This window comes from Ureibacillus aquaedulcis (assembly GCF_030418165.1).
In the GTDB taxonomy this organism is placed as follows: Bacteria; Bacillota; Bacilli; order Bacillales_A; family Planococcaceae; genus Ureibacillus; species Ureibacillus aquaedulcis.
This window is the reverse complement of the sequence record NZ_JAUHTQ010000015.1, coordinates 72,213-97,919: the sequence shown is the minus strand read 5'-3', so window position 1 is coordinate 97,919 and position 25,707 is coordinate 72,213. Positions and strand designations below refer to the sequence as shown.

22 protein-coding genes are annotated in these 25,707 nt (G+C 38.3%); 13 read left to right on the top strand and 9 right to left on the bottom strand.

The features are described 5' to 3' along the window. Positions 1–211 precede the first annotated feature (211 nt). Both QYB95_RS16170 and QYB95_RS16165 read left to right on the top strand, forming a co-directional pair. Complete coding sequence (locus QYB95_RS16170) at positions 212–1,039, top strand: DUF4097 family beta strand repeat-containing protein (RefSeq protein ID WP_301139408.1); 828 nt, start codon at positions 212–214, stop codon at positions 1,037–1,039. Positions 1,040–1,357: 318 nt separating this feature from the next. Next, positions 1,358–3,718 carry a polyprenyl synthetase family protein gene (locus tag QYB95_RS16165; protein ID WP_301139407.1) on the top strand — a complete coding sequence of 787 codons (2,361 nt, stop codon included), beginning with the start codon at positions 1,358–1,360 and terminating at the stop codon, positions 3,716–3,718. A 99-nt stretch (positions 3,719–3,817) separates the two neighbouring features. On the opposite strand, the gene QYB95_RS16160 is transcribed toward QYB95_RS16165, so the two are convergent. From QYB95_RS16160 to QYB95_RS16145, 4 genes are all read right to left on the bottom strand, one after another. Further along, entirely contained in the window at positions 3,818–4,735 is a 918-nt protein-coding gene (locus QYB95_RS16160) for a DMT family transporter (protein ID WP_301139406.1), read from the bottom strand. 140 nt (positions 4,736–4,875) lie between these two features. After that, positions 4,876–5,445, bottom strand: a complete 570-nt coding sequence (locus tag QYB95_RS16155) for a manganese catalase family protein (protein ID WP_301139405.1) — start codon at positions 5,443–5,445, stop codon at positions 4,876–4,878. 548 nt (positions 5,446–5,993) lie between these two features. Beyond that, a complete protein-coding gene (locus QYB95_RS16150; protein ID WP_137729980.1) occupies positions 5,994–6,257 on the bottom strand; it encodes a spore coat protein CotJB in 264 nt (87 codons plus the stop codon). Continuing rightward, on the bottom strand, positions 6,250–6,474 hold the full coding sequence (locus QYB95_RS16145; RefSeq protein ID WP_301139404.1) for a spore coat associated protein CotJA: 225 nt from the start codon (positions 6,472–6,474) through the stop codon (positions 6,250–6,252). The genes QYB95_RS16150 and QYB95_RS16145 overlap by 8 nt, the downstream gene beginning before the upstream one ends. A gap of 327 nt (positions 6,475–6,801) precedes the next feature. Here QYB95_RS16145 and QYB95_RS16140 point away from each other — a divergent pair, with 327 nt between their 5' ends. The 3 genes from QYB95_RS16140 (at position 6,802) to QYB95_RS16130 (ending at position 11,584) form a co-directional block, all read left to right on the top strand. Continuing rightward, positions 6,802–8,712 (top strand): PrkA family serine protein kinase, encoded by a 1,911-nt coding sequence (locus QYB95_RS16140; protein ID WP_425609216.1) that lies wholly within the window; start codon positions 6,802–6,804, stop codon positions 8,710–8,712. Positions 8,713–8,948: 236 nt separating this feature from the next. Beyond that, positions 8,949–10,115 (top strand): sporulation protein YhbH, encoded by a 1,167-nt coding sequence (yhbH, locus tag QYB95_RS16135; protein ID WP_301139403.1) that lies wholly within the window; start codon positions 8,949–8,951, stop codon positions 10,113–10,115. A 68-nt stretch (positions 10,116–10,183) separates the two neighbouring features. After that, positions 10,184–11,584, top strand: coding sequence for a SpoVR family protein (locus QYB95_RS16130; protein ID WP_301139402.1), 1,401 nt, complete (start codon positions 10,184–10,186; stop codon positions 11,582–11,584). A 64-nt stretch (positions 11,585–11,648) separates the two neighbouring features. Here the strand turns inward: QYB95_RS16130 and QYB95_RS16125 are convergent, their stop codons facing one another. Beyond that, positions 11,649–13,271, bottom strand: a complete 1,623-nt coding sequence (locus QYB95_RS16125) for a catalase (RefSeq protein WP_301139401.1) — start codon at positions 13,269–13,271, stop codon at positions 11,649–11,651. Positions 13,272–13,481: 210 nt separating this feature from the next. On the opposite strand from QYB95_RS16125, the gene QYB95_RS16120 reads away from it, so the two are divergent. Next, positions 13,482–14,306, top strand: coding sequence for a manganese catalase (locus QYB95_RS16120; protein ID WP_301139400.1), 825 nt, complete (start codon positions 13,482–13,484; stop codon positions 14,304–14,306). 55 nt (positions 14,307–14,361) lie between these two features. On the opposite strand, the gene QYB95_RS16115 is transcribed toward QYB95_RS16120, so the two are convergent. Beyond that, positions 14,362–16,050: a ribonuclease J gene (locus QYB95_RS16115; RefSeq protein ID WP_425609215.1), complete on the bottom strand. Its 1,689-nt coding sequence runs from the start codon at positions 16,048–16,050 to the stop codon at positions 14,362–14,364. Between the two features lie 189 nt (positions 16,051–16,239). Between QYB95_RS16115 and QYB95_RS16110 the strand changes: the two genes are divergently transcribed. The 4 genes from QYB95_RS16110 to QYB95_RS16095 all read left to right on the top strand — a co-directional run bounded on the left by QYB95_RS16110 (position 16,240) and on the right by QYB95_RS16095 (position 21,237). Then, positions 16,240–17,118 carry a phosphate/phosphite/phosphonate ABC transporter substrate-binding protein gene (locus QYB95_RS16110; protein ID WP_301139398.1) on the top strand — a complete coding sequence of 293 codons (879 nt, stop codon included), beginning with the start codon at positions 16,240–16,242 and terminating at the stop codon, positions 17,116–17,118. A gap of 28 nt (positions 17,119–17,146) precedes the next feature. Then, the gene (locus QYB95_RS16105) at positions 17,147–19,582 is read left to right on the top strand and encodes a bifunctional diguanylate cyclase/phosphodiesterase (RefSeq protein WP_301139397.1); all 2,436 of its coding nucleotides are present in this window, start codon (positions 17,147–17,149) and stop codon (positions 19,580–19,582) included. A gap of 164 nt (positions 19,583–19,746) precedes the next feature. Then, positions 19,747–20,433, top strand: a complete 687-nt coding sequence (locus tag QYB95_RS16100; RefSeq protein WP_301139396.1) for a hypothetical protein — start codon at positions 19,747–19,749, stop codon at positions 20,431–20,433. Between the two features lie 93 nt (positions 20,434–20,526). Then, complete coding sequence (locus QYB95_RS16095; protein ID WP_301139395.1) at positions 20,527–21,237, top strand: MBL fold metallo-hydrolase; 711 nt, start codon at positions 20,527–20,529, stop codon at positions 21,235–21,237. Between the two features lie 70 nt (positions 21,238–21,307). Here the strand turns inward: QYB95_RS16095 and QYB95_RS16090 are convergent, their stop codons facing one another. Further along, positions 21,308–21,802, bottom strand: a complete 495-nt coding sequence (locus QYB95_RS16090) for a L,D-transpeptidase family protein (protein ID WP_301139394.1) — start codon at positions 21,800–21,802, stop codon at positions 21,308–21,310. Between the two features lie 213 nt (positions 21,803–22,015). Here QYB95_RS16090 and QYB95_RS16085 point away from each other — a divergent pair, with 213 nt between their 5' ends. Further along, positions 22,016–22,897 carry a DMT family transporter gene (locus QYB95_RS16085; RefSeq protein WP_301139393.1) on the top strand — a complete coding sequence of 294 codons (882 nt, stop codon included), beginning with the start codon at positions 22,016–22,018 and terminating at the stop codon, positions 22,895–22,897. 44 nt (positions 22,898–22,941) lie between these two features. Here the strand turns inward: QYB95_RS16085 and QYB95_RS16080 are convergent, their stop codons facing one another. Further along, positions 22,942–23,514, bottom strand: coding sequence for a YitT family protein (locus QYB95_RS16080; protein WP_301139392.1), 573 nt, complete (start codon positions 23,512–23,514; stop codon positions 22,942–22,944). Positions 23,515–23,624: 110 nt separating this feature from the next. Further along, positions 23,625–24,221 carry a metallophosphoesterase family protein gene (locus QYB95_RS16075; protein WP_301139391.1) on the bottom strand — a complete coding sequence of 199 codons (597 nt, stop codon included), beginning with the start codon at positions 24,219–24,221 and terminating at the stop codon, positions 23,625–23,627. 179 nt (positions 24,222–24,400) lie between these two features. Here QYB95_RS16075 and QYB95_RS16070 point away from each other — a divergent pair, with 179 nt between their 5' ends. Next, a complete protein-coding gene (locus QYB95_RS16070) occupies positions 24,401–25,333 on the top strand; it encodes a hypothetical protein (RefSeq protein ID WP_301139390.1) in 933 nt (310 codons plus the stop codon). A 92-nt stretch (positions 25,334–25,425) separates the two neighbouring features. After that, positions 25,426–25,611, top strand: coding sequence for a gamma-type small acid-soluble spore protein (locus QYB95_RS16065; RefSeq protein ID WP_301139389.1), 186 nt, complete (start codon positions 25,426–25,428; stop codon positions 25,609–25,611). The last annotated feature ends 96 nt before the right edge of the window (positions 25,612–25,707 follow it).

The following is a 25,707-nucleotide window of genomic DNA, read 5'->3' as shown; positions in this document are numbered from 1 at the left end:
CCGGTGAGTTTGGTGTTTTTTGTTTTGTCCCAGCATCATGCTTAGGCCGTTAATCAACTCTTATTCATTCGTTTTAATAAGCGCCACTTTTTTTGCTTTCGTTAGCTACGTCTCAAGGCTTAGAGAAATTTACAGCAAAGGGTCGTTATGGTAAGTCACTTTAACATATATCATAAGATTAAAGTGTAATGATGGAAGGGAAAGTGTAAACGTGGAAAAAAAGAGGGTCTTTATTTGGGTTGCTTTAATGGCAATTATTGCTGTAGTTGTCTTTCAGATTATGAAAAATGGAAAAGAGGAAGACATTACAATCGATAAAGATTTTTCTCGGGTTGAGGTAGAAAGTGACAATGCAGATATTCTACTCTTGCCCATCCAAAAGGATGAAGCAACCGTTGAATTAGATAATAATGATAATAACCGCTATAAACTAGATGTGGAAGTAAAGGATGAAACTTTGGAAATCGTAGTTGAGCGTAAAGGATTTAGATGGTTTTCTTTTAATTTCTTTTCAAAAAAACCTGCAGTCCTAGTAGGGTTACCCAAGAAGGATTATGATACGATAAAAGCAGAAACGGATAATGGAACAATAAATGTCACGCAGATAAATGCGGCGGAGTTAGTGTCAGATACAGACAATGGGGAAATCTTGCTAGAAGAAGTTGAAAGTCAAAAGGTCATTGCAAAGTCAGATAATGGGAAAATTATATTGAAAGACATTGCAAGTCAAGACATTGATGTCGAGATAGACAATGGAGATGCAGTGATCGAAGACAGTACAGGAAGGATTACCGGTGAATCATCCAATGGTATGCTTACGGTTATAACGGATAATATAGAGCAGCCGATGGATTTAGAAACAGATAATGGTCAAATTCTTGTGAAAACAACGAATAAATCCGAAAATATACGATTTGATGTGAAGACAGATAACGGAAGCGTCAATATTTATGGTCAATCTATACCTGAACAAGCGATTGGAAAAGGAAACATTGTGATTAAGCTAGTCTCTGATAATGGAAGTATTACTGTAGAATAGGCAGTTGTATTCAAAAAGAAGGATTATTGGGCTAAAAAGGTGAAGTGGAACAGGAGATAGAACAAGATATCCTAAGATTTATAGAAAACACTTATCGGCTATTATTTGAAAACAATAAAAAGAGGCTCAAATTCGAAGGTTGAGCCTCTTCTTATATCTTTGAAAAAATCTTGTGTAATACATATGGGCATTTAGATGCTGTGGCCAGAATATGATTTAACTACATACAGTAAATGTTGTATCCCCAGTAGACTGTGAGATGTAAAAGTTGGTGCTCCACCTTATTCGAAAAAAAGAGCAAAAGGCAAGGGTGAAAAAATGAATGCAGTCATTAATGCTGATCAAATTTATCGGCAACTAGAAGAACAAGCGAGGCAATATTTTCAACTGCTCAATGAGCAGATAACAGAAAAGAGTTATATTCCTAAATTAGTAGATGATTTTCAAGAGTGGAAAGTCAACCACATCCATCATCCTTCCTTTTTTTCATTTCTTTCTTCCAAACAGAAAAAACCAAGTTCCAAAGAAACGATTCATTATATTAAATGGTTGGATTATACAAATAAATTAGAGGATTATTTAAAGCGAAGTATTTCTTATATCTACTTACGCGATCTAGGTAAGACACTTGATCATCCTGAAACACAGTCAAAAATTAATCATGTTGTTCAGGACTTAAAGGTATCTCTTACGGATTCGGCAAAAAATGAAAAAAAGGATTTATTTAGCTTGGACTGGATTATTCAAAAGGGCAAACAAGAAGATATTCTTTTAACGGTGGATTGGCTTTTGAATAAGTTAAATACGGTGTCTGCCAATATACCTGAAGAGCTGGATGCAGTAAATGCACAGCGTAAGCTCATTAAAATCATTGCTGGTGTTCTACTCCATACAATAGATGGATTTAATGAAGGTACTTTTGAAGATGAACGGAAAGAAAAGCTCGATAAAGCCATCCGGTTGGGCTATTGTTATGGTTTAACCTATCCCTTTATAGATGATCTTCTTGATTCCAATCTATTATCCAAAGAAGAGAAGGAACAATATTCACAGCTGATTCGTACTTCCCTCCTAACCGGAAATGTACCAAACTTAGGAAGTGACTGGAAAGAAGAGACTCTCCGAATACTGGATTATATTCATGCAGAACTAAAAGAAGCATTTGAATATATTCAAACCCAACAAACATCTGCTAACTTCTTTGAGCAAGCTTTTGTATTCTTCCATTCCCAAGAATTAGACCGACAAAAGGAATTATCCAATAATACGTATACGAATGAAGATCTTTATATTCCGATCATCTTAAAGTCTTCATCTTCCAGATTGCTTGCGCGATCTGTCATTCAAGAAACGGACAATGGGTTCGAGGAGCGCACATTTTTCTATGGTATCTATAATCAGTTAGCGGATGACTTTGCCGATATGTTTGAAGATCTAAAAGCAGGCGCCGTTACACCGTATACGTATTTTATGCAGCATCACCATTCTCGAAAAGACTTGATCAATCCTTTTGAAATGTATTGGGCGGTGATTTCGAATTTAATTCATAATGTCTATCATTCAGACAATCAAACCCGTGAGGTAATCTTGAATAGAGCCATCAATGGGCTGAAGCGATTTAAGGAAAAGCATGGCAGCGCGAAGTATGAAAAGGTGATGAAGCAATTTGCTTCGGGATTCCCTCAATTTAATGCAACTTTGCAAAAGATGGTTGAAAAGGGGGATGATGTAGAGTTCTTTGATAAGCTGCTACGTGACCATATGATTGACCATTTAAAAAGACAGCGTGAAGAAAAGGAAGCATTTAAAGAAAAAGTACAAAGCGTGAAGGAAAAAGTAAATCAAACCCTCTTAATTTCGCCTGACCAGGAATCGGTGTTTATAGAAGACCCTGTTTTGGAAGCAGCAAATTACAGTCTGATGGGGGAAGGCAAACGACTAAGACCGATTATGGCATGGTTCGCGGGAGTAGAAATGTATGGTTTGAACGAAAGCAGTCTTTTTCCACTTTTCAAGTCGCTGGAATTTATGCATACTGCCTCTCTTCTTTTTGATGACTTGCCATCACAAGATAATGCTGCCTACAGACGGGGGCGCCCAACCATTCATGAAATATACAATGTCGCCATTGCAGAGATAACCGGTTTGTTCCTTACACAAAAGGCAATTGAACAACAAACCTTCCTGGAAGAATATGATGCAAAAACTGTTCTTGAGTTAATACGTTACTCTGCACAAGTCACGGCCAACATATGTAAAGGGCAAGTGATGGATTTAGAATCCAGGGAGAAAAGGCTGACCAAGGATGAGCTTGTGACAATGTGTTTTTATAAGACGGCTTTGGGCTTTGAAGCAGCCCTTCTGATGCCTGCCATTTTAGCGAAAGCAGATGAAAGAGAAATAGATGCACTAAAGAAATTTTCCCGTCATGCCGGAATTGCCTTTCAAATAAGAGATGATCTACTTGATAGTGAAGGAGAATTTGAATATCTAGGAAAACCTGCTGGACTTGATAAAGAGAATCATACTTCTACTTTTGTAACAATCCTGGGCATAGATGGGGCTAAAAGGGAATTATGGGAACAATATTGTTTAGCGGTTGAAGCAATAGAATCTATTCCCGGAAATGCGTCTTTTTTGAAGTTGTTCTTAAATCGAATTGTTCATCGTAATCGATAGATGAAAGAATGTCCCAAAGGTTATGTTCTTTGGGACATTTTTTTGGAGTAGGTTTGCTTTCATTTAGGCCAGAGGGAACATGCTGCAAAGTGATGCTCGTCAACTCAGCTTATTTGGGTCAAGCTGTGTTTTACTTAAGGTATTTTGACTTTTGCCATAGAAATTGACAAGAAGAACACTTGATATGGCGATGATTCCGCCGATGATGGATACGGATTTCGGAAGTTCGCTCAACCAAACCCAAGCAACAATTATGGCGATGACCGGTTCTAAGTACAATACTGTAGAGATGGAGCTTGCATGGGCTTGGGATAATGCATAAGCCCAAGTTAAATAAGCAATAGCTGTCGGGAATACACCGATATAGATTGCCGTTATATTCACTTCAACTGGCACGGTTTGAATGGCTTCCAGAAAGCCAGGTGCGAAGAGAAGGAACGGTATTGTACCTACCCATGTAAAGTATGCCGTTAACTCGATGGCAGAATATTTTTTAAACAAAGGCTTTTGATATACAAAAAAGATGGATGTCGCAATGGCAGCCAGGATTGTCAGGAATACGCCTGGTGCGATACCGAAAGTCGTATCTCCCGAACCAACTGCAATTAGCGAAATTCCAGTAAAACCAAAGGCTAATCCAATCCATCCCACTTTACTTAGACGTTCTTTTAATACGAGGATGGCAAAAATCGTTGTGAAAATAGGACCTGAACCAATCAACATTCCAGAAGTACCGGCACTGATTGTTAATTGTCCAAAGGTAGCGCAAATATGATAGCCATTAATCCCGATAATTCCCAACAGTACAATTTTCCAGATATCTTGCTTATCTGGTAAACGAAACTTCATGCTCGGAACAAGGGCGATACAAGCAAAGATAATTGAAGCAACAAGAAACCGAAATAATAGTAGATGTCCTGCTGAAAATCCACCTTGAAGGCTAAAGCTATTTGCCGCAAAGGTTGAACCCCAGATAAGAACAGTAAGGAGCCCTAATAATAAAGCTTTTGTATTCACAAATGCTCACCAATCTTTCTATTAGAATCAATAGAAACTATCTTCTCATGTTAATAGACAGATTAGCAAGAACAATTTACAGGTGTACACCATCAAAAAAAAATCCCCCTCCTGCATATCTGCAAGATAGGGAAAGATTATTAGAAGATTTTTTTTTGGCCTTGCTCGTCTTTTAAAATTTCCACCGCTTCTCTAAAACGGAGGGAATGTACAATTTCTCTTTCACGCAAGAATTTCAATCCATCATTCAAATCTGGGTCATCGGAAATATCGATAATCCATTGATAAGTTGCGCGGGCTTTTTCCTCTGCGGCGATATCTTCATAGAGATCCGCTATTGGGTCGCCTTTTGCTTGAATGTATGAAGCCGTCCACGGAACACCAGCAGCATTATGGTAGAATAATGCTCTATCATGGTTTACATAGTGATCGCCAAGTCCAGCGGCAACCATTTGTTCTGGAGTGGCATCTTTCGTGAGTTTATAAATCATTGTGGCAATCATTTCCAGATGGGAGAATTCTTCCATCGCTATATCATTAAGTAGGCCAATAACCTTATCAGGGATTGTATATCGTTGATTCATATACCGGAGGGCAGCTGCTAACTCTCCATCAGCACCACCGTACTGTTCGATCAAAAACTTCGCAAGCATCGGGTTACATGTACTGACCTTAACGGGGTATTGCAGTTTCTTTTCATAATAAAACATTCCTTCTTCCTCCCCTCACAATCCTCACTTTTTAGTTACTGATGGGTGAGCCGCTTCACTTATGCCGGCACGAAATGGATCACTGCCATTGCTCTCGTGTGTAGCGCTCTTAGGCTGAGTTCCATATGATATTTTAATCGCGAACGCTAACTCTTCGACAACTTTGATGGTGTCTTCAAGGACAAAAAGCGTCCTTTTGTCAGCCCCTGCGCCGCACACGGACTGTGCAAGTGCCGACAATGCCACATGGACGTGGCGTTTTGTCGGCCAGTTGTTGTCAGAGCTGGGCGAGCGTTCTTGGGCCCACAGGAAGTGGGTCACTTAGCCATTGCTTGCGTGTGTAACGTTCTTTGGCTGAGTTCCTCTTGTGTTGTCTAGTTGCGAACGCTAGCTCTTCGACAACTTCGGTGCTGACTGCAAGGACAAAGAGCGTCCTTACAGTCAGCCCCTGCGCCGCACACGGACTGTGCAAGTGCCGACAATGCCACATGGACGTGGCGTTTTTGTCGGCCAGTTGTTGTCAGAGCTGGGCGAGCGTTCTTCAAATTTCAGACTTGCCATGGCCATGGGGAGTCGTCGATATTCCATGGATAGTTTGAGTAGCTTCTGCCAAAGTTCATCAGCGGGTGAAATTTCTTTTCGAATTCTACTTTTAGCTGCATGCTCATTTGCGCAGTTTCATTGAATTGTTGAATAGCATCAAAGTCGTGAGGATGGGTATCTAAATAGAGGTTTAGTTCCACTAATACAAAGTCTAACGCTTGAATTTCTTCGAGGCATTGATAATACTCTGGTGGCATTTGCTTAGCCATGTGGTTTCCCTCCTTTATGCGGATCTGGATAAGGGCTATATAGTTGTGGCCAAAGTGTACCGGACATTAGTGCTTCGCGAGGCGTAAATTGTTGAAGGCCTGGTGGCTGAAAATTCATATACAGCTGTGGAGGGGTGTTGTAACTTTTAACGCGTATTGGTTTGCAGGGATCAAATGGACCAACGAAAGGTTTCCAATACTTATACTGAGAAAACATAAGATCCTCCTTTCATTTTTGGCAGATTACTTTCTTGTCTGCACAGGTGCAACTAAGTCTTATTGTCAAAGAACCGTATCAATAAGCCTAGCATTCTAACAACCCATGTATATGAACCCCAAGATTAAAATATTCATACAAACCCCTTGAAGCAAAATAAGTAAATAAAATACGCATCTAGATTTTCATAGTTCTATGTATCTTTCGCAGCCTTGCTTCTCTGATGTAAATTGCTTTCCTATTAAGTGCGGTGACTCCAAAAATTATAAAAAAGTATTCGGTATCATTAAGTGATTCGCTTCATACATTGATAAAAACTCACCCTGAATGGAGGTAAGAACTATCGATATTTTAAACAGGGTTAGACGTTACAAAGAAGAAGAGGACAGCCTGAAGTGGGAAGGTACATTTGCAGATTACTTAGCGTTGGTTAAGGAAAGACCTCAAGTTGCTCAAACAGCTCATTCGCGTGTATACAATATGATTAAGAGTTCTGGAGTAGAAGAAAGAGATGGCAAGAAAATGTTCCAGTTCTTTGGAGAACAAATTTTTGGACTGGAAACGGCATTGGAAAGACTTGTGGAGGAATATTTCCATCCAGCTGCTAGAAGGTTGGACGTACGTAAACGTATCCTATTATTAATGGGTCCTGTAAGCGGTGGTAAATCAACAATAGTTACGCTGCTCAAGCGAGGGTTGGAGCAATATTCGCGGACGGACGAAGGTGCTGTATATGCTATAAAAGGGTGCCCGATGCATGAAGACCCTCTTCATCTTATACCGCAGCATCTAAGGGAAGACTTCTATAAAGAATATGGAATTCGCATAGAGGGAAGCTTATCCCCATTAAATACAATGCGTCTTGAACAAGAGTATGGCGGCCATATTGAAGATGTTACGATAGAGAGAATCTTTTTCTCGGAGGATAAACGGGTAGGTATTGGTACTTTTACACCATCCGATCCAAAATCACAAGATATTGCGGATTTAACAGGCAGTATTGATTTCTCGACAATTGCGGAGTTCGGTTCAGAATCAGATCCAAGGGCTTATCGCTTTGACGGGGAGCTGAACAAAGCAAACCGAGGAATGATGGAATTCCAGGAAATGCTGAAGTTGGACGAAAAGTTTCTATGGCACCTGTTATCCTTGACACAGGAAGGAAACTTCAAAGCTGGCCGTTTTGCGCTCATTAGTGCAGACGAATTGATTGTCGCTCATACAAACGAAACTGAGTATCGAACGTTTATTTCAAACAAAAAGAATGAAGCACTGCATTCTCGAATTATCGTCATGCCGATTCCTTACAACTTAAAGGTAAGTGAGGAAGAGCGGATCTATGCGAAAATGATACGAGAAAGTGATATGGCACATGTTCATATTGCCCCACATGCACTCCGGGCTGCAGCGATTTTCTCTGTTTTAACAAGGTTGGAAATACCCAAAAAGCAAGGCATCGATTTAGTTAAGAAAATGCGGCTTTATGATGGGGAAAGTGTCGAAGGATTCAATTCGGTTGATGTAGAGGAATTAAAGAAGGAATATCCTAACGAAGGTATGAACGGTATTGACCCTCGTTATGTAATTAATCGAATTTCCTCTGCGATTATTCGTAAAGAGGTTCCTTCGATTAACGCCCTGGATGTATTGCGTTCTTTAAAAGAGGGGCTTGACCAGCATGCATCCATTTCTGAAGAAGATCGCGAAAAGTATATGAATTACATTGCTATCGCGAGAAAAGAATACGATGAAATCGCGAAGAATGAAGTACAAAAAGCATTTGTCTACTCCTATGAGGAATCTGCGAAGCATTTAATGAATAACTATCTGGATAATGTAGAAGCATTCTGCAATAAAAACAAGCTTCGTGACCCAATTACAGGGGAAGAAATGAATCCGGATGAAAAACTGATGCGTTCGATTGAAGAACAAATCGGTATTTCCGAGAATGCGAAACGGGCATTCCGTGAAGAAATCTTAATCAGACTGTCTGCATTTGCGCGTAAAGGAAAACGATTTGATTATAATTCGCATGAAAGATTAAGAGAAGCCATTCAGAAAAAACTGTTTGCGGATTTAAAAGATGTGGTGAAAATCACGACTTCCTCAAAAACGCCTGATGAATCACAGCTGAAAAAGATTAATGAGGTGGTTGCAAGATTAATAGATGAGCATGGCTATGACTCCAACTCAGCCAACGAATTATTAAGGTATGTCGGAAGTTTACTAAATAGATAGTTAATAGAAGGAATATATTGAGAGGAGTGTCCATAAAATTTAGGACACTCATTTTTTTATCTTCATATTACAAAAATTTTGTAAGAGATAAATATTGGGTCATTAGAATATTTTGTATCAAGTAGATATTTATTGAGTAAAGTAATGCAATTTGTCAGAAAATTCGCATATCATAAGAAAAGTCTTTTTCTTTTCATGAGAAAATTGAAACTTTAGTAAAGATGGGTGAGGATAACATGAGTGAAAATCAGAACCGAAACTTTGTCGTCTCTCAGGAAAACTGGTCACTCCATCGTAAAGGGTACCAAGATCAACTACGGCATATGGATAAGGTAAAGGATGCTATTAAAAACAATTTACCAGACTTGATCAGTGAAGAAAGTATAATAATGTCGAATGGTAGAGAGGTTATTAAAATCCCAATTCGTTCATTGGATGAGTATAAAATACGCTATAACTACGGAAAGTCAAAACATGTTGGCCAAGGACAAGGCGATAGCCAGATTGGAGATGTCGTTGCCCGTGATGGAAAACCTGGAAATCAAGGAGCGCAGGGTCAGGGCAAAAAAGCTGGAGACCAGCCTGGTGATGACTATTATGAAGCCGAAGTAAGTTTGGAAGATGTTCAAAAAATGCTATTCAAGGAGTTAGAGCTTCCTAATCTGCAAAGAAAAGAAACTGCCGACATTTCAACGGAAAAGATAGAGTTCAATGATATCCGCAGAAAAGGCCTAATGGGGAATATCGATAAGAAAAGAACGATTCTGACCGCCATTAAAAGAAATGCAATGAAGGGAAAAGCAGAAATTACCCCCATTCATAATGATGATTTACGGTTTAAAACATGGGATGAAGTCACAAAACCCGAAACCAAAGCAGTTGTGCTTGCAATGATGGATACAAGTGGTTCCATGGGGAATTTTGAAAAGTTTTGTGCAAGAAGCTTCTTCTTTTGGATGACTCGTTTTTTGCGAACAAAATATAAAACAGTTGAAATCGAATTTATAGCACATCATACAGAAGCAAAAGTCGTGACTGAGGAAGAGTTTTTTACGAAGGGTGAAAGTGGGGGAACAATTTGCTCGTCAGCCTATTCCAAAGCCCTGGAATTGATTGAGCAAAAGTATAATCCAGTTCGATATAATATTTATCCGGTACATTTTTCAGATGGCGAAAACTTTTCAACTGACAACGAGAAATGTTTGAGGTTAGTAAATGAATTAATAGAGCTTTCCAGTATGTTTGGTTATGGTGAGGTCAATCCAAATAATCGTTATTCTTCATTGATGTCAACCTTTAAGAAAATTGATAACCCTAAGTTCCGTCACTATGTGATAAGGCAGAAGAAAGATGTATATGATACATTGAAAAACTTTTTCCAAAAGCAAGAGACGACTGTTTAACGAAAAGCAGTTTAAAGGTAAATTCACTTTTCGGGTGAAAATCGTGTTTTTCTATTGGGGGAGATAAGGTGGAAAAAGAGCTTCATAAAGCGATTGAAGATATAAATGACATTGCCATAGGTTTTGGCTTAGATTTCTTTCCAATGCATTATGAAATTTGTCCAGCAGAAATTATCTATACAATAGGTGCATATGGAATGCCGACACGTTTTTCGCACTGGAGCTTCGGAAAACAATTTCACAAAATGAAGCTGCAATATGACCTTGGCCTGAGCCAAATCTATGAATTGGTGATTAACTCTAATCCTTGTTACGCATTTTTGCTGGATACCAATACGTTAACTCAAAATAAACTAATTATCGCTCATGTATTGGCTCACTGTGATTTTTTCAAAAATAATGTTCGATTCTCCAATACAAGGCGTGATATGGTAGAAAGCATGACTGCTACTGCAGATCGAATTGCAAGCTACGAACGGCTTTACGGAAAAGAGGAAGTTGAGGAATTCTTGGATGCAATCCTGGCAATTCAGGAACATATTGATCCTTCCATTGTCAGGCCAAATTTATTGCAATATGAAGATGAGCTTGAAGAGGATGAGGTGACCGTTGCAAAATCACCGTATGATGATTTATGGGATTTAGATAAAAAAGAGGAGCCAAAGTTGCAGGTTCGATACAAAAAGAAAAAATTCCCGCCAAAGCCTGAAAAGGATTTGCTTCTGTTCATAGAAATGCACAGTCGAGAGCTGGAAGATTGGCAGCGAGATATTTTAACAATGATGCGGGAAGAAATGCTCTATTTCTGGCCTCAATTAGAAACAAAAATAATGAACGAGGGTTGGGCGTCTTATTGGCACCAACGTATTATGAGAGAACTGAACCTAACGACGGATGAAACCATCGAGTATGCAAAACTAAATGCAGGTGTTGTCCAGCCATCCAAAACATCCATTAACCCATACTACCTAGGGTTGAAAATCTTTGAAGATATTGAAAGGCGCTACGATAACCCTACTGAAGAAATGATTAAGATGGGTGTAAAACCGGGTTCAGGAAGGGAAAAAATCTTCGAAGTCCGTGAAATTGAATCGGACATTTCCTTTATCAGAAACTACTTAACAAAAGAGCTGGTTGAACAAGAAGACATGTATTTGTTCGAAAAGAAGGGCACCGATTATAAAATTACGGATAAAGATTATCAAAATGTACGCGACCAGCTGGTTTCCATGCGAGTAAATGGTGGTTTCCCATATATCGTTGTAGACAATGGGGACTATTTACGAAATGGTGAGTTGTATTTAAAGCATGGTTTCGAGGGAATGGAGCTAGATCCACATTACCTGGAACATGTATTGCCATACATTTATCAACTATGGGGTCGCCCCGTTCATATGGAAACATATGTCGAAAATAAACCAGTCCTCTATACGTATGATGGAAAACGAAATTATAGAAAGGCCTTATAATGATTAGTCAATTTAATAAAATGCGAAAAAGCCCGTGAGGATTTCGCGGGCTTTTTAATATGCATTAGTACGGATCGGCTTCATGTCCTTTTTCTACTGCATCATCCACTGCCTGTGCAGCATTTTTGGCACCGAGTGGACGTGGACTGAATCCTGGGTCTTCTTTTAACATCGATTCTGTTTTCTGTGCAATGCCTTCACTTAAACGGCGGCCATATTCTTCATCGGCCTGCTGGGCAAGAGCAATCATTTTATCTTGGATATCTTTAGGGCAATGGACTAAATCATTTACCAAGTTGTTGATCAGCTCGTCTTTTTCCCATTGTTCGAAATTACGGTAGGTTTCACCCGCCTGCTTCGTATTGTCATTGCGGTCAATGGATTCACGCACCAAGTTCCCTTCAACTTTAGGCGTGTGCTCTACACCTGCTTGCTCGGCTTCCTTTAAACCACCCATACTGGAGGGCTCATAGTTAATATGAGGATTTTGGCCAGGAGCTTTATCGTTATAGTAACGTAATTGACCGCCTTCTTGATTTGTTGCAACACGTTTTTTCGCAGCATTTATTGGCAATTGCAAATAGTTTGCACCTACACGGTAACGTTGTGTATCCGAATAGGAGAAAGTGCGTCCTTGCAGCATCTTGTCATCAGAAAAATCTAATCCATCAACAAGTACACCAGTGCCGAAAGCCGCTTGTTCTACTTCGTTAAAGTAATTTTCAGGATTTTTATTTAATACCATGCGTCCAACAGGCAGCCATGGGAATTGATCATTCGGCCATAGCTTTGTATCGTCAAGTGGATCAAAATCAAGCTCGGGATGAGGTCCATCCTCCATTATTTGAACCAATAGCTCCCATTCAGGGTAGTCTCCTTTTTCAATGGCTTCATACAAATCCTGTGTTGCATGGTTGAAGTTTTTACCTTGGATTTCCTCTGCTTCTTTAACGGTTAAGTTTTTAATCCCTTGTTTTGGCTCCCAGTGGTACTTTACTAACACAGCTTTTCCATCTTGGTTTACCCATTTATAAGTGTTAACACCAGAGCCTTGCATCATGCGATAATTCGCGGGAATTCCCCATGGCGAATAAACGAAAGTCACCATATGGAAGGATTCGGGTGTATTGGCACAGAAATCGAAGAAACGGCGCGAATCCTGGATATTAGTCACAGGATCTGGACGGAAGGCATGAATCATATCCGGGAACTTCATGGCATCGCGGATGAAGAAGATTTTCAGGTTGTTGCCCACCAAATCCCAGTTGCCATCTTCTGTATAGAATTTTACGGCGAACCCTCGTGGATCGCGCAGTGTTTCAGGCGAATGCAATCCATGCACTACAGATGAAAAGCGGACAAATACAGGAGTTTGTTTTCCTTTTTCCTGAAACAGTTTTGCACGTGTATATTTTGAAGCAGGATCACCGCCTACTGAACCGTAGGCTTCGAAGTATCCGTGGGCACCAGCGCCACGGGCATGTACAATTCGTTCCGGAACTTTTTCACGATCGAAATGACTGATTTTTTCAATAAAGTCGTAATTCTCTAAAGTAGCCGGTCCGCGATTTCCTACAGTTCGGATATTTTGGTTATTTGTAATCGGATGTCCTTGTCTGTTGGTTAATGTTGCATCATCTTCGTAGTTAGTTTGATATTTTTCTTGTTTTGAAGGGTCTTTTTCCATGAACAGCATCCTCTCTTTTGGTTTAATCGCATTAATTTTATTTCCAAAGCTTTGCAAATTTAGAAATAACCGATACTACTATTCCCCCTGTAAATTAAAAGTATTCTTAAAAATAATATATTTTTATGTTTATGCATTGAAATTTAGTGAAATTGATAGTTAACTTCGAACAAAGTAATCGAAGTAATAATCGTTTTCAGGAGGTTACCAATGTTTCGACATCAAAAAGAACTACAATTTGAAGTGAAGGTGGAACGTCCAGATGCAGTATTAGCAAGACAGGTTCAGGAATTGCTCGGTGGGCAGTTTGGTGAAATGAGTGTAATGATGCAATATCTTTTCCAAGGATTTAACTGTCGTGGGGAAGAAAAGTACAAGGATATGTTGATGGATATCGGGACAGAAGAAATTGGCCATGTGGAGATGCTTTGTAATCTTATAAGCCAATTACTTGATGGAGTTTCACCAGCAGAACAAATCGAAGCGGCGAAGGATCCGATGACGGCCGCAATCATGGGTGGTACAAACCCGCAGCATCTTATTGTAAGTGGTTTGGGAGCCACACCGAAAGATTCGAATGGTGTGCCATGGAATTCCGGTTATATCGCTGCAAGCGGAAATTTACTAGCTGATTTTCGTGCCAATTTGAATGCCGAATCCCAAGGGCGTCTGCAAGTAGCGCGTGTATATGAAATGACAACCGATGAAGGAGTTCGAAGTGTTTTCCGTAATATGATTGCGCGTGACCGCTATCACCAATATCAATGGATGGCAGCTATTGCTGAACTGGAAGAGAAGAACGGTGTAGCTGTACCAGGCTCATTCCCGCCAGAAGCGGAAATGGATTCTCAGCAGCATGCTTACGAATTCTGGGATTTATCAGCAGGAACGCAATCATCAGAGGGACTATGGGCACAAGGATCTGCCCCTGATGGTACGGGAGACTTTATGTACTTGAAAGATCCATTACCTATTGGTAAAAAACCGAATCCAAATCCTCCTCATTTCTCCACACATAATGATATAAATCTATAATCGGAAATAAGGATGGCGAATTGTTACACATTGACAAGTAACAATTCGCCATTATTTAAATCGCGATGATTATAGGGAGAATCATCGGTTTTTTCTTCGTTTTTTCAAATAAGAAAATACCCACCTCTTTTTTTATAGCTCTCTTCATGCCGATGATATTAGGATCTTTAAATGGATCTACAGTTCTTTTTACAACGTCATTGATGCCCTGCAGCAACTCTTCTGAATCTCTTGCATAAACAAAGCCTCTGGAAATGGAATCGGGATCTGAGATTCGTTTACCATCTTCTTTATTAATCGTGACGACCACGACCAGCATCCCTTCTTCAGAAAGCTGCTTGCGGTCACGGAGTACAATTTCAACAATTTCATCATCCCCAACATTGTCTACATAAGTATCCCCAGCCGTTACTTTTCTGGTTTGACGAGCTTCACCCTCTGCAATGTCCACTACATCGCCATTTCGAATAATAAAGGTATTGTTGCGTTCAACACCGACCGCTTCAGCCAATATACGGTGAAGGTGAAGCATACGATATTCACCATGGATCGGGATAAAGTATTTCGGCTTCATAAGTGTAAGCATAAGCTTTAGATCTTCTTGATAACCATGCCCTGAAACATGCATACCAGTGATGGTCGAAGAACCGTAAATAACATTTGCCCCTAATTGGAAGAGGTTATCAACAATTTTTGAAACCCCTTTTTCATTGCCAGGTATAGGGGATGCAGCAAAAATTACCGTATCATCAGGTAATACTCGAACATCCCTATTATTGTTTGTGGATAATTTAGATAGAGCTGCTAGTGGCTCACCTTGACTGCCGGTACATAAAACAACAACACGCCCTGGTGGGTATTGTTTCACATCCCTCGAATCAATTAGCATCCAATCTGGAATCTCAACATAGCCCCGTTCCTTCGCGACCTTTACAACATTGACCATGCTACGGCCCAATAGAGCTAATTTACGGTTTGTTTTGATGGTTGCATGGACGATTTGCTGTACGCGATTCACATTTGAAGCAAATGTAGAGATAATAATTTTTCCCGTCGCGTTAAGAAAAGCTTCCTCAATATGTGAACCAACCTTGCTTTCTGAAGGCGTTGAGCCTGGCCTTTCAGCATTTGTACTTTCAGAAATCAGGGCAAGGACACCTTCTTCCCCAATCTTCGCCATCTTATGAATATCGGAATATTGGTCATTTACAGGCGTATAATCAAATTTAAAGTCACCTGTATGAACAACTTTGCCTTCTGGAGTGTCGAATACAATTCCCAGACAGTCAGGAATACTATGACTTGTTCTAAAGAAACTAGCTTTCATCTCACCTAAGTCCAATTTGGATTCCGAGTTAATTTCGATTAGAGTAGATTCCCGTAAAATTTTATGCTCTCGTAGCTTCAATTCGATTAACCCAAGTGTGAATCTAGTTGCATAGATGGGGATATTTAATTTTTTCAGAAAGTAGGGTATTCCGCCGATATGATCCTCATGACCATGTGTGACAACCAGTCCGCGGATTTTATCCTTGTTTTCCTGTAAGTAGGAGACATCAGGAATGATCAGATTAATTCCAAGCAGCGACTCATCTGCAAATTTTGCACCACAGTCAACAATGACTAAATCGTTACCGTATTCAATAACATACATATTTTTGCCGATTTCATTTATACCGCCTAAAGCAAAAATCGAAAGTGTACTTTTTCTATCAGACAAATTGATCCCTCTTTTCCACAACATTTACTAAATAACAGTATAGGTAGATGCATGTTGAACTATACGAAAAGCCTTAAGAGACTAATTTTACTTTCAAGGCAATGATATAGGTACTGTCACTTTGATAAAGAATTTACAGTAAATTTACAATATTATAGTATGATAGGTACGAGTATGAAGTGTAATAGAGGACTCATAGCGGGGTGCAGATATATGATGAGAAAAGTCTTTTTATTTTTAGTAATCTCGCTTCTATTGGCAAGCTGTAAAGGGGAGGGCGATACTTTAAGAATCGGCATGATTCCGTTAAAAACCAAAGAAGATATGCTGGAAGAGTATAAGCCGGTTCAAGAGTATTTGCAGGATAGGCTAGATTTACCCGTAGAATTTGTCGTAATGGAAAGTTATGTTGATTTAGTGGAAAACATGAAAATCGGAAATATAGATATTGGTTATTACGGAGCTTTTTCCTACATAGCGGCTGAAAGTGAAATGGAATTGATACCTTTAATCGTTGAACAAAGAAAAGACATAGGAATACATTACCACTCCTTAATACTATCAAGCAAAAACTCGAGTATTACGTCAATCGATGAATTGGAGGGTCGAAACTTTGCTTTTGTTGATGAAGGTTCGACATCAGGCTTTGTGCTCCCTTACGCCCTATTCAAAAGCAGAAAGATAGATATGGAGCAATATTTTAATAACATTCACTATTCAGGATCTCATGGACAAGTTCCTGTAGATATAAAGGATAAAGTAGTTGATGCAGGAGCAATTAGCAGTATTCAATATAATGATTTAATTGAAAATGGAAAAATCGAGGATGCCAATTTTAATATCATATGGGAATCTGATGAGATACCAGGTTCACCTTATGTTGCCAATGCTGAATTAGATAAAAAAATACAACAGAAGTTCACAAATGCAATGTTGGAAATGCACCTTGAAATACCTGGTGAATTAAAACAATTGGACAGTACGTTTGATAAATACGTGAAGATAGAAAGCAAGGATTATAATTCTATTAGAAACATAGCAACGATTCTAGGGAAAGATTATATGGTGGAATATTTCTTAAACAGAGAATGAGAAACTTGTGAGAAGGTGAGTGAGCCTTTTGAGGCGTAGAGGAATCAGGTTTTGGGCATTAATATCAATAACGGCTGTATCTTTCATTACAACCGTTTTATTTGTTTTTTTATCTTATACCAGAATTTCTAAAAGTCTAAAAGATCAGTATATTAATGAATCTGAATCAGTACTGGAACAATCTTCAAATAATTTTACTGTCCAGTTTTCAAATGTACAAACTATATTGGCTAGTGTGAGCGAAGAGTTAGAAAAGGATTTTGTTGATGTCTTCAATACTTTGCAATTTTATGAGAGATTAACTCCTTCAAATAGCCCGATCTATTTAGGTCTTGAAAATGGGCAATATTATCTCAGTTCAAAACAACTACTTCCAGATAGCTATAAAGTGGTTGAACAAGAATGGTATCAAAACACGGGGAACGGAAATGAGGTTTCATGGACCGAGCCTTATTTAGATTATCTTACACAAGAACTTGTTATATCTGCATCCATTCCAGTAAAGCATAATGGACATAATGGTATAGCAGCAATTCAATTCAGTATTGATGATATAAGCAGCATCATCAGCCAATCTGTAATTGGCGAAAAAGGTTTGGTCATGTTGATTAGTAGTAGTGGTAAGATATTGGCAAACCGGGACAATTATTTAATTAGTGAATCCATCATCGCGAACAATCAGGAGGCATTACTTGAGCGGTCTTTCGATGAACAAGTACCCTATGTTATAGATGGCCAAAACTATTTGATACATACAATGACAATTGATCAAAATGGCATGAGCATCCTGACGGCAATTAATGAAAAGGAACTTCAGAATTATTTAATCAAAAGTTTATATCCAATCGTATTAACCGGAATAGTTACTTTGCTGTTATTTAGCAGCATGGCGTATCTGGTTCTTCTAAGAGGGATTAAACCTTTAAAAAATCTGGGTACCCTGATGTCCTATGTCGAACTGGGAAACTATGACGTGTATGCAAAAGAAAAAAAGTATCTAGAAGTCTATCAACTATCAAAAGGATTTAATAGTATGATCCGTGCCATTAAGAAACGTGATAGAGAATTAAATCTTACTTATAATGAGTTGAAGAAAACCGAAGGGCAATTAAGAAGTAAATATGAACAGCTAAAAGCTAGTGAAGAAAAAATATTGCATTTAGCTTCCTATGATCCACTAACAGGGGTGCTAAATAGAAGAAGTTTGATGCAGCTCTTGGAAGAGTCCATCGAACACCATAATGGAGAATCACTAAAAGGAATTATTTTTTTGGACCTGGATAATTTTAAGACAGTAAACGATTCATTGGGTCATACCATGGGTGATAAGCTAATCATTGAAGTTGCAAATAGACTAAGTTCAATTACCGCCGGCAATAAGAATGTGGCCCGCATTAGCGGGGATGAGTTTATAATAATTATCCATGATTTACAATCCGAAAACGAAATTGAAGCTTTCGCCAAAGAAATTGTTCAGACTTTTGATGAGCCTTTAATAGTCGATGCAAAACAACTGAATGTAACAGCAAGTATGGGTGTTGCTTTATTTCCCATTCATGCAGATTCTACAGAAGAATTAATAAAATTTGCGGATATGGCCATGTACCAAGTGAAAGGCCTTGGCAAAAATGGCTATAAGATTTTTGATGAGGATATAAAAAAAGCAGTTGATGAAAAAGTAGAAATTGAACTTGGCATAGGTGAATGTTTAAAAGAGAATAATTTTGAACTTGTATTTCAGCCACTCTTTAATGTACAACAAGGCAGAATTACAAACGTTGAAGCATTGTTAAGAAGTAAATCATCTGCCTTATCGAAATTTAATATTTTTCAAATTATACAAACCGCTGAAATAACAGGGCAAATAATAGAGATTGATAAATGGGTCTTGAGAGAAGCGTGTCTTTCAATACAAAAAATCAATAAAGAAGTGGAAGTTCCGTTGCATATATCGGTGAATGTTTCTGCACTGCATATTATGCAACAGGATTTTGTGTCGAATGTTAAAGAGATTATAGAGGAAACTGGAGTCAAGCCGGAATGGATTGATCTAGAAATTACTGAGACATCGCTAATGGAATCATTCGATCAGAATATCAATAAGCTCTATGAGTTAAAAGAAAAAGGCATTTCATTGCATCTTGATGATTTTGGTACCGGCTATTCTTCCCTGAATTATTTAAATAGTTTACCAATCGATCATGTGAAGATTGATAAAAGTTTTATCGATAAAATGCTTGAATCAAAAAAGGATAGTAAAATAGTCGAGACAATTATTGCATTATCCCATAATATTGGCCTAAAAGTCGTTGCAGAAGGGGTCGAATATAAGGAACAATTCGAATTGTTAACCGATTATCAATGTGAATTGATGCAGGGATATTTCATCAGCAAACCGGCGAATTATGAAACAATCATTGAGAGGGTGAATAATAATCTCAAGGAAAAAATTATTAGCGTATAACATGATTGAAAGCAGGCTAATCCACGATGATAGTGGATTAGTCTTTTTAATTGCAGAAAATTAACTTGTTTATATTAAAATCTACTAAAAAAGAGAATGAAAAGAGAAGTTCCTGAATACTATTTTATAACTGATAGAAAAAATTTCTAAAAGGGGTGAGTAGGTTGTTCCAATTATTTTTATTATTATTAGAAGTTGTCTATCTTTTTTTAGCATTTAAAACTGGAAGTACTTTATATTTGATTGTTGCAGTAGGATTAGGTGCCTGGTGGCTCTATGAGTTAAACAAAGACGTGAAAAAACGAAGTGAAGCATTGCTTAACGAAACAATCCAAAAAGTTGAACAGCACCCTCATACTCGCTATATCATAGCTTCTGATTATTTAAGTGCATTAATGCTTGATGAAAACTCCAATACATTTAGAATACTGGAAAGAGAAGAAATAGATGAAGATTTTGATAAAAAGGAATATGATTTTGAGGAACTCTACGAAATAGCAATTATTGAGGACGGCAATAATGTTGCGCTGACATCAAAAGGTGGCGTCCACGGCTGGTCCTTAATAGATGGGGGAGCTAAAGTGGATGTCCATGTGAATGAGTTGGAGGAATCACCCGAGAAGAAAGAGAAGGCTAAGGAAGTCAAAAAGTTGATGCTTAAAATTGTAGTAGATGATCTAGCAGATCCGATTCTTGAATACATCTTTTTGGACAATGAACAGGAAATTCCCAAAGAACTCGATGAATACAAAGATATCTTTAAGGAATGTACAAAATGGTACCAAAAAATCAGCATTATCATTAAAAGAAATGAGCATGAACGCAAGATTCAGGAAGTTCAAATCATCTAATTTAAAGGTTACAAATAATTTACAATTATTTGTAACCTTTTTTTATATAATAAATAATGTGTATGAAGAAAGCAGAGTTAGAGGGGGACTATATTGAGAATTTCAAAGTTTAGTAACATGTATCAGTTAACATTGTGGCCAAACTTTTTTCCAGTTAACTGTTATATAATCGAGGAACCAAATGAACTTATTTTAATAGATACAGGAATGCCTGCAAGTTTTAAAGGCATTGTTAACTTGTTGAATAAGTTAGAGAAACCTTTGACAAATATCATTTTAACGCATGCGCATGGGGATCATGTTGGTTCGTTATTGAGGTTGAAGAACGAATATCCGGAAACTCTTGTATCCATTTCAAAGCATGATAGCCGACTGCTGCGAGGGGATAAAACCTTGGATGAACACGAACCGCCAACACCTATAAAAGGTGGGGTGCCAAAAAATCTTGAAATCGTACCAGATCGTCTATTAAAAGAAGGGGATCAAGTTGGATCCCTTGAAGTGGTTGAAACCCCTGGTCATACTCCGGGATCTATTTCTTTGCTAGATAAAATAAATAACATGATTATCGTAGGAGATGCTTTTCAAACCCAGCAAAAAGTTGCTGTCTGCGGACAGCTGGTGCCTTTGTTTCCTTTCCCAACATTTGCTACATGGAATAAAGAAGTTTCCCTCGAAAGCGCTAAAAAAATTCAGCAATTATATCCTCAAATTCTTGCTGCAGGTCATGGCAAGGTATTAGTCAATCCCAAGGAACAAATCGATCGTGCAATTGTTGAAGCAGAAAAGAAACTTGCGGAATAATAACCGATGCACTATGTATAGACATTCCTTGGTAGAAAAAAGGAGTGTCTAAATTTTTTCGTCCTTTTGGTTAAAGATGAATGTTTACCGGCGTACCAAGCGGGATGATTCTTGATAATTCTTCAACATCTTTGTTATACATGCGTATACAGCCTCTTGATACAGCCTTCCCAATAGAACTCGGATCATTTGTTCCATGAATCCCGTAGCTTTGTTTTGATAAACTCATCCACATGGTTCCAAAAGGACCCCCGGGATTTGGTGCCTTATTAATAATAATATAGTTGCCAACCGGCGTATCAAACAGCATTCTTCCAACCGCAATAGGATATTGTTTTTGTTGTTGCCCATTGTGAAACAGCCTCAACCAACGTCCATTAATCGAAACTACAATCCGGTAAGGAAGGGTATTGGGATCTGGAAACCCCGGTATTTCAATTAATTGTCCAACATTAATGACATTTGGATTAATAGAAGGATTTGCACGGATAATCCTTGATAGTGGTGTACGATAGTCGACGGAAATCTGAAATAGTGTTTCTCCTCGTTTTACAGCGTGAAGCATTATTGTCAACTCCGTTTTTAGAGTATTTGTTACTAATAGTTTATGAAAGGGTTGTATAAAGTGCGATGAAGGTAATCGTGGATTTCATCGGATTTTGGAACTGATATTCTAAAATATGAACCAAAACCAAGCTAATATTGGATTCATATATCCCCGGCGCGATGTATAATGATACAATTACATAAATGACTTATACATAATCTGGAGGGAAAAATGCGTAAGTATATGGGAGAAATTATGCTGTGTATTACAGCAATTATATGGGGAAGCGGCTTTGTTGTGAGCAGTATTGCGCTGGAGCACTATACCCCTTATCAAGTCATTGCCGGAAGGTTTTTGATTGGGTTTCTTGTGTTAAGCATAATTTTTTATAAGAAACTAAAGCTCTTGAATAGAGAAATTATTATAAAAGGATTAGTGTTAGGATTTTTATTATACCTGGCCTTTGTCCTGCAAACTGTGGGCTTGCAATATACAACGCCTTCAAAAAATGCTTTTTTAACAGCAGTTAATGTTGTAATCGTCCCTTTTATTGCGTTATTGGTTTATAAGAGAAGAATCGATAAGTTCGAATTAACCGGAGCAATTTTAGCGATTTTGGGAATTGGATTTTTATCGCTCCAATTCTCAACCAATATAAATATAGGAGATGTTTTAACACTTGGCTGTGCTGTAGCCTTTGCGTATCAAATTTTTTATACAGCCAAATATGTAAAGGACGAAGATCCCATAACCTTAACAATTGTGCAAATGTTTTTTGCAGCTGTTTTTTCTTGGATTGTTGTTCTTGCAAAAGGGGAAATCAATTTTTCCTTTGAAATGGAAGCCGTGTCGGCGATTCTATATTTAGCCATTTTCTCAACAACCCTTGCCTACCTTTTCCAAACGATTGCACAAAAGTTTACGAATGAAACGAAGGCAGCGATTATTCTTTCAACCGAATCTTTCTGGGGAATGGTATTTTCAGTCATCCTATTGAGTGAAGTGTTAACAACCAGAATGATCATCGGGGCAGTCTTGATTCTATGTGCAATTATGATTGCCGAAACAAAACTATCCTTCCTAAAAAAGAAAAGCGTAGAAAAACTGATATAAGCTATTGCCGCCCTGAAACTAGAAAGGCGGCTTTTTTTACGCACCTATGTATGACGTTTGGTAAGTGCACTGGTGGTGATTCCTACACAAAGAATGGTTACAATGGATAAAAGAAAAGTATTGGATGAAATGAATATACCACCTAAACAAACAACAGCAGCGTCTATGGCAAAAATAACAATACCGACATTGATATGTGTCTTGTCAGAGATGAACTGCGCTAATAAATCCGTTCCGCCAGTACTTGTCTCAAACCGCAGCATAAGTCCAATACCTATCCCGACAAATACCCCGCCTATGATGGAACTGATTATGGGTTCGATTTCGAGGAAAGTTCGCAATGGTTTAAATAGATCGATTACTGCTGAAGAAATAAGTAACCCATGTAAACTATTAAAGAAATAAGGCTTGTATTTAAACCATGCTAGTACAAAGATAGGAATGCTTAAAACAATAATCATTAGACCAATTTTTAAGTTGAACAAATAATAGATGATTAATGAAAGTCCGATAATCCCGCCATCCAAAATTTCAAAGGGCGTTAAAAATACATTGATACCCAAGGATAAGAAAATACTGCCTACAATGATAGCTATGCCTTTCCGTATAAATTGCATGCAAAACCCCTCATAAACTGGACATGCACTATTTTATGAAAGGGTTGTACAGAAAATGAACGGTAGCCGCTTTTTAATAAAAGAAACAAATCCATAGAGATCCTGCTTCTTTATAAATTGGATACCTTCATGAATCGGATTGAGTTTTGCGAGCTATCATATAAACACCATTCTTTGTTGTCCACCACTGAACCAACATTAATCCAGTAATTATTCATCTCCAATTTCATTTCTTTACCAAAATGGATGGGATCGTGAATTTTCTTTTTTTCTTTATAAAGCCCGCTTCTGTGACTATGACCGAAAAAGACCAGTGCGGTCTCAATTCCAAGAGTCGAGGAATTGATTGGCTCCCAATGCTCGTCCCACTCTATTTGGTGGCCGTGGATCAATGTCGCTTTTTCAATTACCAACCTTTCCGGTAATGCGGCAAATCGTTCAATCCCCGTAACCTTGGTAATCCGCTCTTCTTGGTTCCCGCGGATTGATGGGAAAGTTAATAATTCTTCAAAATCATCTTCAATAATGGCGGCAGCTTTTAGTGGTGCATTCGAAATAGTTAATGCCTTCTTCTTGCCAATTGTGCATTCAAAAAGATCGCCTAATCCGATTAAACGGGCATCTGGAGCAATTTCTTCGATTTGTTGTAAAACGGCTTTTGTATCATCAATATTTGAGTGTAGATCCCCCAAAAGAGCATATCTCATTTTTTCACCTTCAAACATGGAAATTGTTTAATATTTATTTTAGTGTAGTAAAAAAATCTAGAACAATAAAGGAAAGACAAGAAAATCGAAATTATACAAAGGAAATTAAATTATTCTACTCATAATACCATCGTTATTTTGACATGATAAAGGCATAACATTTTGGAGGTGTTTTTGACATGCAAAACAATAATGGTAATGGAAAACGTTTTACACAAACGGGTACAGATATCGATGAAGTAAAGCGCCAAAATGCACAAGGATTTTCGGGTGCACAATCATTTGGAACTGATCCACAAAAGGTGCGCGAAGAAATCGCACAAGAGGCAGGTCCTTTTGGTAAGTCATTTTCTTCAAACCAAGCCCCCCAGTCTTTTGGCGGGAAAACAGCATCAGGTACAGACATCCAGAAAGTGAGAGAAGAAATCGCCCAGGAATCAGCTCCTTTTGGTAATTCCTTCTCATCAAATCAAGCTTCACAATCATTTGGCGGCAAAACAGCTTCTGGGACTGACATCCAGAAAGTAAGAGAAGAGATTGCCCAAGAGGCAGCTCCTTTTGGTAAATCATTCTCTTCAAATCAAGCCCCTCAATCATTTGGCGGGAAAACAGCTTCTGGTACTGATATCCAGAAAGTAAGAGAAGAAATTGCCCAGGAGTCAGCTCCATTTAGTGGTCAATTCTCTTCAAACCAAGCATCACAATCATTTGGCGGGAAAACAGCTTCTGGAACTGACATCCAAAAAGTAAGAGAAGAAATTGCCCAGGAGTCAGCTCCATTTAGTAGTCAATTCTCTTCAAACCAAGCATCACAATCATTTGGCGGGAAAACAGCTTCTGGAACTGACATCCAAAAAGTAAGAGAAGAGATTGCCCAGGAGTCAGCTCCATTCAGTAGTCAATTCTCTTCAAACCAAGCATCACAATCATTTGGCGGGAAAACAGCTTCTGGAACTGACATCCAGAAAGTGAGAGAAGAAATTGCTCAAGAATCAGGTCCTTTTAATGTTCCTTCTCAACAACCTTCAGCAGGTAAAACAATGGCTGGTACAGACATTGCAGAAGTAAAAAGACAAAACCAACAAGCTGAACAAGGGAAGAATCAATTTTAATTAGTTAAGTAAAAGCGCCTCTATCTAGGGGCGTTTTTATTCATCTATAGCAAATCCATGTACAATTAGTATCCATTGTAAGGAGCAGATCTATGCAAAATCAAAAATATACGGTTAGTGGAACAGATATTGAAGAAGTAAAAAGAAAAAATGCGGAATCGGGTTTGTCTTATAAAGAAGTAATGGAGCAACTTGCGAAAACTGGCGGCAGAAATACGGAAGTGTATAGTGACACAGATGTAGCAGAAGTGAAAAGACAAATTCATCCTCAAAATTAATGTATGTAGGTGACCATTATAACTAATTGGTCACCCCATTTTTTATAATTGAAATCAGAAAATTTACATATTAAAATTTAATGAATAAGATGAAGG

Excerpts from the sequence above, each read along its gene's own strand:
- QYB95_RS16075 (WP_301139391.1), bottom strand. The coding sequence starts at position 24,221 with ATGAGATATGCTCTTTTGGGGGATCTACACTCAAATATTGATGATACA.
- QYB95_RS16070 (WP_301139390.1), top strand. The coding sequence starts at position 24,401 with ATGCAAAACAATAATGGTAATGGAAAACGTTTTACACAAACGGGTACA.
- QYB95_RS16145 (WP_301139404.1), bottom strand. The coding sequence starts at position 6,474 with ATGTTTTCTCAGTATAAGTATTGGAAACCTTTCGTTGGTCCATTTGAT.
- QYB95_RS16110 (WP_301139398.1), top strand. The coding sequence starts at position 16,240 with ATGATGAGAAAAGTCTTTTTATTTTTAGTAATCTCGCTTCTATTGGCA.
- QYB95_RS16080 (WP_301139392.1), bottom strand. The coding sequence starts at position 23,514 with ATGCAATTTATACGGAAAGGCATAGCTATCATTGTAGGCAGTATTTTC.
- QYB95_RS16090 (WP_301139394.1), bottom strand. The coding sequence starts at position 21,802 with ATGCTTCACGCTGTAAAACGAGGAGAAACACTATTTCAGATTTCCGTC.
- QYB95_RS16150 (WP_137729980.1), bottom strand. The coding sequence starts at position 6,257 with ATGGCTAAGCAAATGCCACCAGAGTATTATCAATGCCTCGAAGAAATT.
- yhbH (WP_301139403.1), top strand. The coding sequence starts at position 8,949 with ATGAGTGAAAATCAGAACCGAAACTTTGTCGTCTCTCAGGAAAACTGG.
- QYB95_RS16085 (WP_301139393.1), top strand. The coding sequence starts at position 22,016 with ATGCGTAAGTATATGGGAGAAATTATGCTGTGTATTACAGCAATTATA.
- QYB95_RS16155 (WP_301139405.1), bottom strand. The coding sequence starts at position 5,445 with ATGTTTTATTATGAAAAGAAACTGCAATACCCCGTTAAGGTCAGTACA.
- QYB95_RS16115 (WP_425609215.1), bottom strand. The coding sequence starts at position 16,050 with ATGTTGTGGAAAAGAGGGATCAATTTGTCTGATAGAAAAAGTACACTT.
- QYB95_RS16125 (WP_301139401.1), bottom strand. The coding sequence starts at position 13,271 with ATGGAAAAAGACCCTTCAAAACAAGAAAAATATCAAACTAACTACGAA.
- QYB95_RS16165 (WP_301139407.1), top strand. The coding sequence starts at position 1,358 with ATGAATGCAGTCATTAATGCTGATCAAATTTATCGGCAACTAGAAGAA.
- QYB95_RS16140 (WP_425609216.1), top strand. The coding sequence starts at position 6,802 with ATGGAGGTAAGAACTATCGATATTTTAAACAGGGTTAGACGTTACAAA.
- QYB95_RS16065 (WP_301139389.1), top strand. The coding sequence starts at position 25,426 with ATGCAAAATCAAAAATATACGGTTAGTGGAACAGATATTGAAGAAGTA.
- QYB95_RS16120 (WP_301139400.1), top strand. The coding sequence starts at position 13,482 with ATGTTTCGACATCAAAAAGAACTACAATTTGAAGTGAAGGTGGAACGT.